This window comes from Arthrobacter sp. TJ-254 (assembly GCF_058269175.1).
Genome location: NZ_JBZCNF010000002.1, coordinates 695,538 through 710,713 on the forward strand (window position 1 = coordinate 695,538; position 15,176 = coordinate 710,713).

Annotated in this window: 16 protein-coding genes; 11 read left to right on the forward strand and 5 right to left on the reverse strand. The window is 69.2% G+C overall.

Going from position 1 to position 15,176, the window contains the following annotated elements; genetic code table 11:
* Positions 1-3 precede the first annotated feature (3 nt).
* Entirely contained in the window at positions 4-888 is an 885-nt protein-coding gene (gene flgL, locus AC4D14_RS08425; protein WP_490901423.1) for a flagellar hook-associated protein FlgL, read from the forward strand.
* A complete protein-coding gene (locus AC4D14_RS08430) occupies positions 885-1,274 on the forward strand; it encodes a flagellar assembly protein FliW (protein ID WP_490901424.1) in 390 nt (129 codons plus the stop codon). The genes flgL and AC4D14_RS08430 overlap by 4 nt, the downstream gene beginning before the upstream one ends.
* 52 nt (positions 1,275-1,326) lie before the next feature.
* On the opposite strand, the gene AC4D14_RS08435 is transcribed toward AC4D14_RS08430, so the two are convergent.
* Positions 1,327-1,824 carry a hypothetical protein gene (locus AC4D14_RS08435; RefSeq protein WP_490901426.1) on the reverse strand — a complete coding sequence of 166 codons (498 nt, stop codon included), beginning with the start codon at positions 1,822-1,824 and terminating at the stop codon, positions 1,327-1,329.
* 169 nt (positions 1,825-1,993) lie between these two features.
* Here AC4D14_RS08435 and AC4D14_RS08440 point away from each other — a divergent pair, with 169 nt between their 5' ends.
* Both AC4D14_RS08440 and crcB read left to right on the forward strand, forming a co-directional pair.
* Positions 1,994-2,482: a fluoride efflux transporter FluC gene (locus tag AC4D14_RS08440; RefSeq protein ID WP_490901428.1), complete on the forward strand. Its 489-nt coding sequence runs from the start codon at positions 1,994-1,996 to the stop codon at positions 2,480-2,482.
* Positions 2,479-2,853, forward strand: a complete 375-nt coding sequence (crcB, locus tag AC4D14_RS08445; protein WP_490901430.1) for a fluoride efflux transporter CrcB — start codon at positions 2,479-2,481, stop codon at positions 2,851-2,853. Before AC4D14_RS08440 ends, crcB begins: the two co-directional genes overlap by 4 nt.
* An 11-nt stretch (positions 2,854-2,864) precedes the next feature.
* On the opposite strand, the gene AC4D14_RS08450 is transcribed toward crcB, so the two are convergent.
* Positions 2,865-3,104 (reverse strand): hypothetical protein, encoded by a 240-nt coding sequence (locus AC4D14_RS08450; RefSeq protein WP_490901432.1) that lies wholly within the window; start codon positions 3,102-3,104, stop codon positions 2,865-2,867.
* A gap of 308 nt (positions 3,105-3,412) precedes the next feature.
* Here AC4D14_RS08450 and AC4D14_RS08455 point away from each other — a divergent pair, with 308 nt between their 5' ends.
* The 4 genes from AC4D14_RS08455 (at position 3,413) to AC4D14_RS08470 (ending at position 10,452) form a co-directional block, all read left to right on the forward strand.
* Positions 3,413-4,309, forward strand: a complete 897-nt coding sequence (locus AC4D14_RS08455) for an SURF1 family protein (protein ID WP_490901434.1) — start codon at positions 3,413-3,415, stop codon at positions 4,307-4,309.
* A complete protein-coding gene (locus AC4D14_RS08460; protein ID WP_490901436.1) occupies positions 4,302-4,763 on the forward strand; it encodes a DUF3817 domain-containing protein in 462 nt (153 codons plus the stop codon). The genes AC4D14_RS08455 and AC4D14_RS08460 overlap by 8 nt, the downstream gene beginning before the upstream one ends.
* Positions 4,764-4,827: 64 nt before the next feature.
* A complete protein-coding gene (gene guaA / locus AC4D14_RS08465) occupies positions 4,828-6,414 on the forward strand; it encodes a glutamine-hydrolyzing GMP synthase (RefSeq protein ID WP_490901438.1) in 1,587 nt (528 codons plus the stop codon).
* 93 nt (positions 6,415-6,507) lie between these two features.
* Positions 6,508-10,452 (forward strand): DUF4011 domain-containing protein, encoded by a 3,945-nt coding sequence (locus AC4D14_RS08470; RefSeq protein WP_490901440.1) that lies wholly within the window; start codon positions 6,508-6,510, stop codon positions 10,450-10,452.
* A 19-nt stretch (positions 10,453-10,471) separates the two neighbouring features.
* Here the strand turns inward: AC4D14_RS08470 and cpaB are convergent, their stop codons facing one another.
* From cpaB to AC4D14_RS08485, 3 genes are all read right to left on the reverse strand, one after another.
* Positions 10,472-11,140: a Flp pilus assembly protein CpaB gene (cpaB, locus tag AC4D14_RS08475; RefSeq protein ID WP_490901441.1), complete on the reverse strand. Its 669-nt coding sequence runs from the start codon at positions 11,138-11,140 to the stop codon at positions 10,472-10,474.
* Between the two features lie 194 nt (positions 11,141-11,334).
* Complete coding sequence (locus AC4D14_RS08480; RefSeq protein ID WP_490901442.1) at positions 11,335-11,721, reverse strand: FmdB family zinc ribbon protein; 387 nt, start codon at positions 11,719-11,721, stop codon at positions 11,335-11,337.
* An 83-nt stretch (positions 11,722-11,804) separates the two neighbouring features.
* A complete protein-coding gene (locus AC4D14_RS08485; protein WP_490901444.1) occupies positions 11,805-12,473 on the reverse strand; it encodes a 5-formyltetrahydrofolate cyclo-ligase in 669 nt (222 codons plus the stop codon).
* 56 nt (positions 12,474-12,529) lie between these two features.
* Here AC4D14_RS08485 and galU point away from each other — a divergent pair, with 56 nt between their 5' ends.
* From galU to AC4D14_RS08500, 3 genes are all read left to right on the forward strand, one after another.
* Positions 12,530-13,432, forward strand: coding sequence for a UTP--glucose-1-phosphate uridylyltransferase GalU (gene galU / locus AC4D14_RS08490; protein WP_490901446.1), 903 nt, complete (start codon positions 12,530-12,532; stop codon positions 13,430-13,432).
* Between the two features lie 10 nt (positions 13,433-13,442).
* A complete protein-coding gene (locus AC4D14_RS08495; RefSeq protein WP_490901448.1) occupies positions 13,443-14,066 on the forward strand; it encodes a GNAT family N-acetyltransferase in 624 nt (207 codons plus the stop codon).
* Between the two features lie 82 nt (positions 14,067-14,148).
* Entirely contained in the window at positions 14,149-15,117 is a 969-nt protein-coding gene (locus tag AC4D14_RS08500; protein WP_490901450.1) for a hypothetical protein, read from the forward strand.
* Positions 15,118-15,176 lie beyond the last annotated feature (59 nt).

Sequence of the window (15,176 nt, forward strand, 5' to 3'; positions counted from 1 at the left end):
GAAATGATCAGCCGCGTCACCAACCAGACAATGGCCACCACGGCCCAGCGCAACCTCCAGGCCAGCATGGCCCGCCGTGCGGAGGCACAGGAGCAGTCAATGACTCTTAAGAAGATCCGCCGTGCGTCCGACGACCCAATGGCCGCCGCGGACTCCATCCGCGTCGGCGCGGATCAGCAGGCAGCCAGCCAGTACACCCGCAACATCGACAACGGCAAGGGGTGGCTCACCGCACTGAACTCGGCACTGTCGAATACGACGAACATCCTCACCCGGGTGCGGCAGCTCACCATCCAGGGCGGCAATGACACCCTCTCGCCGGCGGCACGGAACTCGATCGCCCTCGAGATCGAGGGGCTCAAGGAGGATCTCCTGGGCCAGGCCAACTCCCGGTTCCTGGGACGCAGCATCTTCGCCGGCAACTCAGACGCCGACGGCGCGTTCACCGGCAGCCCGCCCACCTACACCGGCGCCCCGGGCAGTTCGGTGGAGCGGCGGGTGGCGGACGGGCAGACGATCCGCGTCGATTCGGACGGTTCGGCCGTCTTCGGCAGCGGGGCCGCCTCGGTGTTCACACTGCTCGACGACATCGCGGCGGACCTGAGGGCGGGGTCCAACACCTCGGCGCGGCTTGCGGCGGTCGAGGCACAGTTCAACAAGGTTGCCGCCGGCCACGCCGAGATCGGCGCCCGCCATGCGCGCCTGCTCAAGGCCGAGGACATGAACAAGGACCAGGTTGCCGCCCTCGAGGAGCAGCGGACCGGAATCGAGGACCTTGATCTTGCCGAGATGATCATGAACCTCAAGGTCCAGGACATGAACTACCAGGGCGCCCTGAACGTCACGGCGAAGGTGCTTTCCCCCACGCTGATGGACTTCCTGCGGTGACCGCCGCCCTTACCTTCACCGCACCTCCGCCGGGCTTCGAACCGCACGTCGACTTCGAACTCCGCACGATCGAGGGCGCCGACGGGCTCTACTCGCTCACCGCGGCCAGGGATGCGGGGCTGCGGGTGTTCGTTGTCGACTCCTCCGTCTACCTGCCCGAGTACCTTCCGCGCCTGTCGGGGGAGATGCTTGAGGAGATCGGCGTGCTCTCCGAAGAGGAGGCGCAGGTGCTGGTGGTTGCCCGTCCCCGTCCGGACGCCGGGAACGGCCCCGGCACGACGGTCAACCTGCTCGCGCCCGTTGTGCTCAACAACGCCACGGGCCAGTGCTCCCAGGTCATCCTGAGCGACCAGAACTGGCCGCTGCAGGAAGAGCTTCGGCTCTAGGGAAGCTGCCCCCGCCCGGCCCCATCCGGGCCGGGGGCAGTACTCCCGCCGCTCAGGGGCGGAAAACGATACGGACCCGGGAACCGGCCGCCGCGCCGCTGACGAACACGTCAACATCGATGGGCTCAAGGAGTGCGTGGAAGCCCTCGCTGTCCGCCTCGTGGGCGAGCTGGGCGTCAACAACGCCGGTGCCGCCCGGCCGCTGGCCCTCGTGCCGGGAGCCGCGGCTTCCATAACCGGTGACCCCGACCGGCCGGGCGATCACAGCGGGGATATTGGCGGTGTACCGGTCAAGGGTGTACACCGCGGAACTCTGCTGTCCGGTTCGGGGGTCGACATACTCAACGCGGACAGGGACGCGGATATTGTTCCGGTCGCGGTCGAAGTGGGTCTGCGGCCGGACTTCGACCACGCGCCCTGCGGTGCGCGTTCCCTGCGGCGCGGGTGGTGCCGGCCGCCGGCGCCGCGGGCGTACGCGGGGAAGCACCAGGGCGAGGGCGATGACTCCGGCTGCCGCGCCGGCACAGACGACAACTGCTTCAATGCTCACCCGGTTATCCTAGACGGCGGCAGGCATCCGCCGCCGCAGGCTTCGCTCGCGGGCGACCGGTCAGGACGGTATTCTGTGGGCGGTGATGCTGGAGTCCGCCGGAGCCGCAGCAGGCCCGGCCTGCCGCCCCTCCGGAGAATTCACCGATCCAGCGGAAGGCGGACCACCCATGACCGGCTCCGCAAGCCCTCCGCGAAGCCGCCCCATCCCCGCCCTGCCGCTCGTCATTGCCGGCGGCGCCCTTGGCACCCTTGCGCGGTACGGGCTTGGAATGGTGCTTCCGTCGCCCGGGGGGCTCCCGGTCCCCACCTTCCTGATCAACCTGAGCGGGGCGTTCCTGCTTGGCTGGCTGCTCGAAGCCCTCAGCCGCACGGGACCCGACGACCGCGGGCCGCGGGCGCTCCGACTCCTCGCCGGTACCGGGTTCCTCGGCGCATTCACCACCTACAGCGGGCTCGCGGGGGAGTCGCTCGCCCTGCTCGAGGCGGGACGGACGGGTGAAGCCGGCGCCTACCTCGCGGCAACGCTCTGCCTCGGACTACTCGCGAGCGCCGCTGGAATCCTTGCAGCGACACGCTTCAGCGGGCCGAAAGCCGAACCGCACCCCCAATCCGGGGCCCGCAACGCAGAGCCGACGGACCGGGAGGAGCGCCAATGATCGGCACCCTTGCCGCGCTCGCCGTCGCCGGCGGCCTCGGGGCCGCCGCCCGGTACGGCCTCAGCCTGCTGATCAGCAGCAGGTTTCCGCTGCAGGTTCCGCTGGCCACCATCGTGGTGAACCTCAGCGGCTGCCTGCTGCTGGGGTTCCTGACGGGTCTCGCGGCCGCTTCCGCCATCGCTCCGGCCACGGTGCTCGTTGCAGGCACCGGCTTCCTTGGCGGCTATACCACCTTCAGCACAGCAAGCCTTGAAACTGTTGCGCTCCTCCGCGCGGGCAGGCACGCCACCGCGCTGCTCACCGGGGTGGGGACGATCCTCGGCGGCGTCGGCGCCGCCGCGGCGGGGCTGGGCCTGGCGTCGCTGCTGTGAGCCGTGGCGGATCAGCTACTCCGGGAGGCGGTGCCCGCCGAGCGGCTCTTGAGGACGTCCGCCCGGATATCCGCGGCGGTCGAGAGCAGTTCCCCGTGCGTCACCCCGTGGTCCGGCCCCCAATACAGGCGCATGAGGTCGTCAAGGCGCCGGGCCAGCTCGTCGGGACTCGAGGTTGCCGCCGCAGGGCGGACCTCCCGCACGGCACGGGCAAGAGCGTCGCAGAGACTGAAGGACGAAACAGTTGTCATCAAATGCCTCCCGGCCGGCGGGGCCGCCGTAGCGAGTATTTACACCTGTCGAATGCCATAACTACTGCCTTCGAAACCGGCAGCAGCCCCGGACCGGTCGAACCACTACGCTAGGCAGCGCCGGCGCCCGAAACAACCGCTGTTCCCAATCTGTGACACGCCGCCCGGCAGCGTGACCTCAAAGTGATCGACTGATGCGCGCTCCGCACGGGTCCGCAGGGACCCCGCCGGCGGGACGGATTGCCTGCCCGGCCGCGCAGATGTGCTGCCATTAGTTGTTCTACAAGAGTGCGAAGTACCTTTAAGGGGTGCTGAAGACTGCGCTCAAGCCCCGCTGGATCGTGACGTTGATCCTCGCGATGGCGCTTGCCGCCGTCTTCGTGCTTCTCAGCCAATGGCAGTTTTCCTCCTCCCAGCAGCCGGCGCCCGCCGCGCCGAATTCGGCCGAGCCCGTGAGGGCGCTCACCGCAGTGCTGGAACAGGGCATGCAGCTCACTGCCGCCCAGGCCGACGCGCTTGTATCCGCGGAGGGGACCTTCGTTCCCGGAACCCGGGTCCTCGTGCAGGAGCGGATACAGGATGGACGGACCGGCCTGTGGGTGGTTTCTGCTTTTGCCGTGGGGGAGCCGGCGGACGCCGAGCCCAGCCAGCCCAAGGGCGAGGACGCTGCGGTGATCCCGGTCGTCCTGGGATGGGTTCCAGACGCCGCCGCGGCGCAGGACGTGCCCGAGTACACCGGCGCGGCAGTAATCACTGGCCGGCTGCTGCCGCCGGAGGCGCCGATGGCGGAGCGCGCACCCGACGGCCAGGTGCCCACGCTTTCCACAGCCGAGTTGACGAACCTTTGGGACCGTGCGTCGTACGCGGCGTTCGTCGTACCCACAGCCACCGTGATCGACGGAGCCCCTGCGGCTGTCGAACCCCCGCTTGAACGCGTGGTGGTGAAGCCGCAGCCGGCCCAGGCGCCGGTGAACTGGCTGAACATCTTCTACGCCATCGAATGGGCGGTCTTCGCAGGCTTCGCCTTCTTCCTGTGGTGGCGCCTCGTGGCCGATGACCACAGGCGGGCCCTTGAAGCAGCCGAAGACGCCCGGCTCGGCTCCGGCGACGGAGACCCCGCTGGGGGCCCGGTCGCCGGCACGGGGGCAAGCGCCGAGACCACTACCGAGACCAGTTCACCGACGGAAGCGACGACACGTGAGTGACGCACAGACGCCCCAGAAGACAACCCCCCGCCGCCGGTTCGGCGGGACCCATGCCCAGATCCGCTCCGCCTTGAGCTTCTACAAGGCGATGGCCTACGCGACCGGTGTGATGCTGCTGCTCGTTGTGGTGGAGATGGTCGCCAAATACGGCATGGGCGCGGAAATCGTGGCCGGGGCGGGCTCCGGAATCCAGTTCCTCCCTGAAGCCGAAGCCGATGCCTCCGGCGGGGTCAACCTGTCGAAGGCAGTGCTGATCGTTCACGGCTGGCTCTATGTCGTCTACCTGATCGCCGACTTCAGGCTCTGGCAGTTCCTGCGGTGGCCCTTCAGCCGGTTCCTGCTCATCGCGCTTGGGGGCGTTGTGCCGCTGCTCTCCTTCGTGGTTGAGCGCCGTGTCCACCGCGAGGCCGAGGCGGACCTCGCGGAGCACCCCGAAGCGGCGACGCAGCGCTGATCACGCCGCGGAGAGGGTGCCTCCGGATGTGCGGCGGGGGGCCCACCACGACTATTGTTGAGTCGTGACTACCCCCACCCCCAGCACCGACCACCGCCCGGTTCTCGTCGTTGACTACGGTGCGCAGTACGCACAGTTGATCGCCCGCCGCGTGCGTGAAGCTGACGTCTACTCCGAAATCGTCCCCCACACGCTCAGCACCGAGCAGATCCTCGCCAAGAACCCGGTGGCGATCATCCTCTCCGGAGGCCCCTCAAGCGTCTACGCCGACGACGCCCCACAGGTGCAGGCCGACCTGTTCGAAGCGGGCGTTCCCGTGCTGGGCATCTGCTATGGATTCCAGGCCATGGCCGCCGCCCTCGGCGGGACCGTCGCCAAGACGGGCCTGCGCGAATACGGGTCCACCGATGTCGCAGCCGAAGGCGAGACGCGTTCAATCCTCACCGGCACGCCCCAGCACCAGAACGCCTGGATGAGCCACGGCGACAGCGTGCAAGAAGCCCCCGACGGCTTCGAAGTGCTTGCCCGGACCGCCGGCGCCCCCGTCGCCGCCTTCGCCCACGAGAAAAAGGGCCTCTACGGAGTGCAGTGGCACCCCGAGGTGAAGCACTCCCAGCACGGTCAGCAGGTGCTCGAAAACTTCCTGTTCCAGGGTGCGCGCCTGCGCCGCAACTGGTCCACCGGTGACATCGTCGAGGAGCAGATCGAGCGCATCCGCGCCCAGGTCGGCGACGCCCGCGTCATCTGCGGGCTCTCCGGCGGCGTCGACTCCGCCGTCGCCGCAGCCCTCGTCCAGCGGGCCGTCGGTGACCAGCTCACCTGCGTCTTCGTCGACCACGGCCTGCTGCGCGAGGGCGAGGCCGAACAGGTCGAACGCGACTTCGTTGCGGCGACGGGTGTGCGGCTCTACGTCGCCAACGAGCAGGAACGCTTCCTCAGCGCCCTGGCCGGGGTCTCCGATCCGGAAACCAAGCGAAAGATCATCGGCAGGGAATTCATCCGCGCCTTCGAGGAGGCCGAACGGGCAATCATCGCCGAAGCCGAGGCACACGGGGAGAAGATCCGGTTCCTGGTCCAGGGCACCCTCTACCCCGACGTCGTCGAGTCCGGCGGCGGCGAGGGCGCGGCGAACATCAAGAGCCACCACAACGTCGGCGGGCTCCCCGAGGACCTGCAGTTCGAACTCGTCGAGCCCCTGCGGGAACTCTTCAAGGACGAGGTGCGCGCCGTGGGCGCGCAGCTTGGACTCCCGGCGGAGATCGTCGGGCGCCAGCCCTTCCCCGGCCCCGGACTGGGGATCCGGATCGTCGGCGACATCACCGCCGAGCGCCTCGAGCTGCTGCGCCGGGCCGACGCCATCGCCCGCGCCGAGCTCACCGCCGCAGGCCTCGACAACGAGGTGTGGCAGATGCCGGTGGTTCTGCTCGCTGATGTCCGCAGCGTCGGTGTCCAAGGTGACGGGCGCACCTACGGCCACCCGATCGTCCTGCGCCCGGTCTCCAGCGAAGACGCGATGACCGCCGACTGGTCCCGGCTGCCGTACGATCTACTGGCCCGGATCTCCAACCGGATCACCAACGAAGTGGACGGGGTGAACCGGGTGGTGCTCGACGTCACGAGCAAGCCGCCGGGAACCATCGAGTGGGAATAGGCGCGTCCCGCGGGGGCGCGCCGATGGGGCGAGTTCGCGGTTGCCGCGTTGCTATGCGGCAGGCTGCGCTCTCCGTCGGATAGCTTGGAAGACATGCCAATCTGGTCAAGATCAGTTCGTGATGATGCAGGGAAGAGGACAGTCGTGCCAGAGCAGGACCCCGGGGACTCGGCTGAGGATTTCCTTCTGCCCTGGCTGAGCTCGCTTGGTCCCCAGGCCACCGGCGATACGCTGCTGCATTTCCGCCCGTCGGCCGGGACGAGCATCGATCTGACCCACGCCCACCCCTCGGGTCTGGCGCAGCTGCTCGCCGGACGCCGCACCCGGCTCTCCACCCTGCTGCGCGACCCCGTGCAGTACAACGCCGCGAAGGCGGCGGCCCGGGCGCTGCGCGCGAAGATCTTCGAACTGGGCACCGAGCGCGGCATCGACGTCGGACACCTCGCGGCCGGAACGGCGTCCTGGCGCACCGTCGACGATTCCGGGCGGTCCGAAACCCTCAACGCTCCGGTGCTGCTGACGGGGATGTCCCTCACCGTCCACGCCTCGCAGGACGACTACGACCTCCAGCTGACCGAGCAGGCCCGGATCAACCCCGCCCTCGTGCGCCACTTCCGCCAGATCCAGGGCATCACCATCGACCCGGCCGCCCTCGCCCGGCTCGCCTACGGCACCGCGCGGTTCGACCCGCACCCCGTGCTTGACCGCCTGCGGCACCTCAGCGAGGGCGTTCGCGGCATCTCCGTCGAACACCGCATTCTCGTCTCGACGTTCGCGGACCTCGCGGACATCGCCGAGGACGAGGCGGTCCGCCCTGACCACCCCGTGCTGTCGGCCCTGATGTCGGCTGCCCGCAGCGGCAGCTACCAGGTCCAGGAACCGGAAACCGACTTTCCGGCCATCGACGAGCGCAACCCGCAGGACGAACTGCTGGTGCTCGACGCCGACTCCGCCCAGCAGGAGGTCCTCGACCTCCTCGGCGGCGGGCACTCCCTCGCCGTGGCGACACCGCCGGGCACCGGTCAGACCCAGACCGCCCTCAACGCCACTGCGCTGCTCGCACACCAGGGCAAGAGCGTGCTCATCGCCGCGGAGCGGCGGGGCACCCTCAACGAGTTCGTACAGGACCTCGAGGCCCTCGACCTGGGCTCGCTCGTACTTCAGCTGAACGGCCAGGTGAGCGCGGAGCAGCTCAAGGACAGCGTGATCCGTGCAATCGTCCGCAACGAGAAGGCCTCGCGGCCGGTGCTTGAAAGCCTTCACCGCACCCTGACCGGGCACCGGCACACGCTGCTTGAGCACGTGCGCTCCCTTCACAATGTCCGCAGCCGGTGGGGGTGCTCGCCCTACCAGGCGATGCAGTCGCTGGCCGGGCTCACCGCCCTCGAGCCGGCGCCCTCGACCACGGTTCGCCTGAAGCGCAGCGTGCTCGACAGCATCCCCGACCGCACCGAGCTCACCGGCAGGCTGCGGCGGGCCGCCGCCCTGGGCAGCTTCAGCCAGGCGGCGACGCAGAGCCCCTGGTACGGGGCGCAGCTCCTGAACCGCAAGGAAACCGAACACGCCCACGCCCTGGCCGTTGACCTTGCGCGCGACATCCCCGTGCTGCGCGGAAAGGTGCTGCGGGTCGCCGAGCACTCGCACATCACCCTCGGCAGGACGTTCCGCGAGTGGGGCGAGCAGCTCGAACTGCTCGTGGCCGTGCGGGCCAGCCTCGACAAGTTCACCCCCGACATCTTCGACCGCCCGGTCACCGACCTCATCTCCGCGACCGCGCCGTCGGCATGGCGCAAGGAGCGGGCCATCGAGATGAGCTCGATGACCCGTTCGCGGCTGCGCCGCGTCGCCAAGGAATACGTGCGTCCCGGGGTCCACATCTCGGATCTCCACACCTCGCTGGTCGAGGTCCAGGAACAGCGGACCCTCTGGACGCGGTACGCGACCACCGAGCGCCACCCCTCCGTTCCCACCGGTCTTGCCGAGATCGACAGCTTCTACAGGGGCGTCGAGGCGCGCCTTGAAGAACTGACGGCTATCCTCCGGACGACGCAGGGCAGCCCCGATCTTCCCGGGTGCGAGCTTGACGACCTGGAACAGCGCCTTGCCGCCCTTGCCGCGGACAGGGAGACGCTCGAGACGCTTCCGGAGCGGACACTGCTTCTCGATGAGATGCGCGAGCACGGGCTCGGGGAACTGCTCGACGACCTCGCCCGCCGCGAAGTCGAAGCCGACCATGTCGGTGCCGAACTCGAACTTGCGTGGTGGCAGTCGGCGCTTGAGGCAATGATCAGCGGCGACGATTACCTGGCCATGTCCGACGGCAACAGCCTGCGCCGCCTTGAAGCCGAGTACCGGCTTGCCGACACCGCGCACGTCTCCTCCGGCGCCGCCCGGCTCCGCTGGGCCCTCGCCGAGCGGTGGCGCACAGCGATCGCCGAACATCCCGCCGATTCCGAGCAGCTGCGCACCCACCTTCGCGAAAACACGCTCACACTTGCCACTTTCAGCGCGCTGCACCCCGACCTGGTCACGGCGCTGCTCCCGGTATGGGCAGTGAGCCCGCTGATGGCGCCGATGATTCTTCCCCGCGGCACCAAGTTCGATGCCGTACTGCTGCTTGACGGTGAATCCGTTTCCCTGCAGAGCGCGGTCCCGGCCCTGGCCAGGGCCCGCCAGACCGCGGTGTTCGGTGACGAGCGGGTTGCCGCGCCCACCGGATTCAGCATTGAAATCCAGGGCCCGGACCGGGCCCGCGCCGAGGCGGAGCCGCTGCTCAGCGCCTACTCGGCGCTGCGGGACGTGCTTCCGGAGCGCACCCTCACCGAGGTGTACCGGGGCGTGGACCGGTCGCTTGGCGAATACCTGAGCACCTCCTTCTACGGCGGACGCCTCGCGCGGCTGCCCGAGGCTTCGGAGGTCTCCGGCGCGGAGCGCGGGCTGATTGTTGAATACCTGCCCGACGGCACCGGCATGCCCACCTCCGACTCCGAGGGCGTGGAGAGCGTCTCGGCGGAGGTCAACCGTGTCGTGGACCTCGTCTTCGAGCACATTCGTCGCCGCCCGAGCTACTCCCTCGCTGTCGTCACGACCACCGCGAGGCACGCGGCGCGGGTTGGGGAGGCAATCCGGCTCCAGATGGCGAACTTCCCGTGGGCCAACGACTTTTTCACCCCGGGACGCGAATCCTTCAGGGTGGTTCCGGTCGAACGCGCCACCGGACTGGTCCGCGACGACGTCATCTTCTCCCTCGGGTTCGGGCGCACACCGCATGGGCGTGCACTCCATAACTTCGGGCCGCTCTCCGGGCCGGAAGGCCGCAGGAAGTTCGTCCTGGCGATGACGCGGGCGCGGCGCCGGATCCACGTGCTGTCCTGCTTCAACCCCGCCGACCTCGACGCCGAGCGCCTCACCGCCGGAGCGGCGGACTTCTACGAACTGCTCACCCGCGAACTGGGCGGCGCGGTTCCGGTGCGGGCCGGGGAACGCCCCGCCGCGAACGCCGACCCGCTGGTGGCCGACCTCGTGGACCGGCTCCGCTCCCGGGGGGCGGAGGTCTGGGACCACTACGACGGCGTGCTCGACATCGCAGCCGCCCGGCCCTTCGCAGGAGCCGACGAGGCGGTCGCACCGCTGGCGATCGAGTCCGACGGCACCGCCCGGTATGGCGCGCGGACGGTCAGGGAGCGCAGCAGGCTCCGCCCCCAGCAGCTTGAGCGCCTGGGCTGGCGGTACATGCCGCTGTGGACGATCGAGGTCTTCACCGACCCTGAAGGCTGCGCGGAACGGGCGGCAAGCCACCTTGGACTGGTTGAGCCCGAGCCGCGTGATCAACCCCGGACGCGAAAGGACGCCGTACGGATGCGGAAGAACGAATCGGTCCCCGCCAGGGACGCGCAACCCGACAAGGACGCGGCCACTGCGGGCCGGGGCGCCGCCCTGCCGAAGACCGCCGCCGAGGACGATCCCCGCTCATGGGGGGATTCCGAGGAGAACAGCGATGAGTGGCTGAAGGAGCAACGCCCTCCGCACTGGGGGTAGTCCGCTGACGGGCCGCCGGTCAGCGGCCCGTCAGGATCAGATGCACCCGGCCGCCGCCCGAGGACCCGGCAAGTGCGGCGGCCTCGCCGGGCCGCGCCGCGAGAACTACAAGGCCCGTCTCCGCCGGTGCGCCCGGCCACCCGCCGCCTGACTCGGCCGCCGAGGTCCACAGCACCGGAAGTCCCGACGCGAGAACGCGGGTTTCGGCGCTGCCTTCGTAGCCGGGGTCGCTGCTGAGCACCACGTCAACCCGCATGCCTGGCGCCAGCAACTGCACCGTCGCCGGATCGGCCGGACGGACCGGCACCGCAACGCTTCCGGGCGGAGCGCCGGCCAAAAGGCCCGGTCCCACAAGGAACGTTTCGGCGAGCACGTCGCCGGCGCGAAGGGGAGTGGCAAGCCGCTTGCCCTCCGCTGCGGCGGTGTCGACGAGCGCCGTTTGCGGCACCGCATCCCTGGGCAGGCGGCGCACCGTCAGGTGGGATTTTGTGAGCACTGTGCCAACCGGCAGGTCCTCGGCCGCCGCAACGACCGGTGCGGCCGCAACGGTCCGCGGCGCGAGCGATTCAATGCCCACTCCGACAGCGGCGCACACAAGCAGCGCCGCGAGCATCCTCCGATGGCGCAGCAGCATCCGGCGCAGGCCCAGGGGACGCGCAGGGCCGTGCGGGCGGGGGGCTGGGACCATGGACCGAGGCTAGTCCAAGGGCAGCGCGGCAAGAGGCCGAACGGCGCTATGTGAATAACAGCGCTGTCTGAACAACGGCGCTGCATGAGCGGCAGTGCCGTGCGATCCGCCACCCTGCGTGAGCAACGGCCCCGGGGAGGGGACGGGCTGTGCGGACAGCGTGCTGGGGGGAAAACGGCTGGTGTTTCCCGGTGCTAGGAGGCGGCGCGGCCCGTGCTGGCCGGTGATGAGGAGCTCGAACCCGACCCGGCGGCCGCGCGGGCGGCGGGTGACTTCGCCGGCTTGGCCTGACCTGCCGCAGGGGCGGAGGCAGCCCCCTGCTTGTCCTTCGCGCCATCGGTCTTGCCTGCTCCGGCGTCGGCCGCTGCGGCAGGCTTTCCAACGGGCTCAACCGAACTCTTGGAGTCCCGTGAATCGTTGCGGTAGAAACCGGAGCCCTTGAACACAACGCCTACACTGTTGAACTTCTTGCGGAGCACTCCGGAACATGCAGGACACACGGTGAGCGAGTCATCGGAAAAGGACTGCTGGATGTCGAAGGCGTGGCCGCAATCTTTGCAGGCGTATGCGTATGTAGGCATAAGGAATTCTCCTGAACAAACCGTCGGTGGTGCGCCGGCCCAGTGGGCGGCAGATTAGCACTCTAAGGCGCTGAGTGCTAAGTCTACACCGGATCCGGAGGCGTCCCGAGCTCGTGGTACCCGGCCGGGGTGAATGCCGCAGGCAGCGCCACGTCCAGTTCGCCAACGGCAAAACTCCCCGGCGGTACGAGCTCCTGGGAATACACAATGCCCGCCACCGGGACGTCCGGGCGGAGGGAGGCGAGGTCGGCGAGGAAGCGGTCGTAGTAGCCGCCGCCCTGGCCCAGCCGGTTGCCCGCCGCATCAAGGGCCTGGGCCGGGGCGAGCACGAATCGCAGGCCGGGTAGTTCCGGCAGGCGCCGGCGGGGGCCCACCGGCTCGAGCACGGGAGCCCTGGGTGAGCGCGCCAGTTCGACGCCGGGAGTCCACTCCGCCCAGCTCAGCTGGTATTCGGGCTCGCACACCGGCACGACCACGGTGTAGCCGCGGGCGGACAATGCACCGAGCAGTTCCCGTGTCGACGGTTCGGGCGGAACGCTCAGGTAGGCGGCGATCATCGGGGATTCCCGCTGCGCGGCGGTGCCTTCCGGAGCCATTCGGTCCGCCGGAAGGACTTCGGCGAGGCGCCCGAGGACTGACTCCGTGATGCGCGATGCTGCCTGTTCGCGTTCCGCGGCGCCAAGGCTGCCGCGCTGCGCCCTGAAGAAGGACCGCGCAGCCTGCTTTGAGGGCACCGGCCCTTGGGGTTCCATTTCTCCATTGTGCACGGAGCTAATGACTTAACTTGCCTCTTCTGTAGTGTGGATGCATGACTTCGCGACCCAAAGTGAACAAGGCCGTTATTCCAGCCGCCGGTCTCGGCACCCGGTTCCTGCCGGCAACCAAGGCCATGCCCAAGGAAATGCTGCCGGTGGTCGACAAGCCCGCCATCCAGTACGTCGTCCAGGAGGCGGTCGATGCAGGCCTCACCGACGTCCTGATGATCACCGGGCGCAACAAGCGCGCTCTCGAAGACCATTTCGACCGGGTCCCGTTCATTGAGCAGACCCTTGAGGACAAGGGCGAGTTCGAAAAGCTTGCGGCAGTGCGCTTGCCCTCGGAGCTGTGCGACATCCACTACCTGCGCCAGGGAGACCCCAAGGGCCTGGGGCATGCGGTGCTGCGGGCGAAGCAGCACGTCGGCAACGAACCCTTCGCGGTCCTGCTCGGTGACGACCTCATCGACGAACGTGACCCGCTGCTCGAAACCATGATCGAAACCCAGGCGAAGACCGGTGGATCGGTCATCGCCCTGATCGAAGTCGAGCGCGAACAGATCAGCTCCTACGGTTCGGCGGACATCACCGAAATCGAGGGTGAAGGCTATGTGCGGGTCAACCAGCTCGTGGAGAAGCCCTCGCCGGACGAGGCGCCGTCCAACCTCGCGGTCATCGGCCGGTATGTGCTGCACCCACGCGTTTTCGAGGTGCTCGAATCGACTGGGCCGGGCCGGGGCGGGGAAATCCAGCTCACCGACGCCCTCCAGACGCTAGCCGCCGCCGAGGGTGAAGGATCGGGCGTGTACGGGGTTGTGTTCCGCGGACGCCGGTACGACACCGGCGACAAGCTCAGCTACCTCAAGGCCGTCATGACCCTCGCCTCGGAGCGCGACGACCTCGGCCCCGACCTGCGGGCGTGGATGAAGGAATTCAGCGACGGAATGACGGACTAGCGCGTCAGTGATGGCAGGACGCGGGTGGCCGGTAACCCTGAGCAGCGGCAGGCTCACGCTCCGCCCCATCCGGCACCGGGACAAGAGCGAGTGGACGGCGGTCCGGCGGCGCAACAGCGAATGGCTGGCGCCGTGGGAGGCCTCGAATCCCGAACCCGGGGGTTACCTGCCGTCGTTCCATGAAATGGTGCGCCTGCTCAACCGGCAGGCCCGCGCGGGCACGGCGCTGCCGTTCGTGCTGACCGAGCCGCCGGCGCCCGGGGCGCGGCCGGCTCTGGTGGGGCAGCTGACCGTCTCGAGCATCATCTGGGGATCCGCGATGAGTGCCACGCTCGGGTACTGGGTCGACTCCCGGCGCGCCGGTCACGGGCTGGCGCCGACCGCCGTGGCCCTTGCCACCGATTTCTGCTTCTGGGACCTCGGGCTGCACCGCATGGAGATCAATATCCGGCCGGAAAACGCGCCAAGCCTGCGCGTCGTGGAAAAGCTCGGGTTCCGCGACGAGGGGCTCCGCCGGAGCTACCTTCACATCAATGGGCACTGGGCCGACCACCGCAGTTTCGCCCTCACCGCGGACGAGGTTCCGGACGGGCTGCTTGAACCGTGGCTCGCCCGCCGCGGTGCTTCAGGCTGAGCCCGGGAAATTGGTGAGCCCGGCGCCGACACACCGCCGGGAATGCGGGGCAGGAACCCGCCCTTCTCCTACCGTTTGATGAGTGGACTTCTCTCTGAACAGCTCGGTGGTACTGGCGGTAATTGTCGGTCTCTGGCTGCTCTGGGTTGCTCCGTATTTCCTGAAAAAGGGAGCCCGGACCTCCGCGCCCTCCACCACACCCGTACCCTCGACAACCGGGGACCCTCAGCCCCAGGGGAGCACAATGGACAACACGGCCAGCGGCCACCACGGAAGCAAGCCAGCCAGCCGGACCGCTTCGACGCCGCGCGGCGCCGCTGCACCGCTGAAGGTGCGCTACGGCCGGCTCGCTGTCGCCCTGGTCGGCGCCGCCGCGCTCCTTGGCGCGCTCGTGGCCCTTGTTCTCTCGGCCATCTCCCTCGTGCCCGGATGGTGGCCGGTTGCCGGAGCGCTTACCGCCTTCGCGTCGATCGCGGTGCTGCGTTCCCTTGCCGTGCGCGACCGTAGGACGCGGGTCAACCGGGCCTTCGCCGCAGCGATGTCCTCGCCTGCCGCGGAGTCAGCCTCCGCCTTCACCGTGAACGGCTCGACGGCCGTGGCCGCGGCCCGGGCGGCCGCTCCTTTGCCCGGCCGGTCAGCGCCGGTATTCGACGCCGAGCAGGCCGGCCCCGCCGACGCTCCGGCAGGGGAGGCCACGGCGCCTGAAACAGTGCTCACGGCAGCGGGCCTGAAAGCGGCGGCCCTGGCCGTCGCCGCAGCGTCCGGCCCCGCGGCAAGCGGCAGTGACACCGGAGGGACCGGTTCGTTCACCCATGGACCTCAGAGGGAGTGGGAACCCGTCAAGGTTCCCCTTCCCACCTACGTCGAGGCGCCGAAGGCCGAGCGGACGGCCCCTGCGCCCCTTGAGCTTCCCGCCGAACCGAAGCCCACCGACAGGACCCCCATCAAGAACGCCGTCACGGTGAAGGCAACGATCCGCGAGACCGCGCCGGAAGCCCCTGCCGCGGCGAAGATCAACCTCGATGCCGTCCTGCAGAGGCGCCGTGCCTGAACCTGCGGTGCCGCCCGGACCGCCCCGCCCCGACCTGCCGTACCGCTGAAGGACCGGCC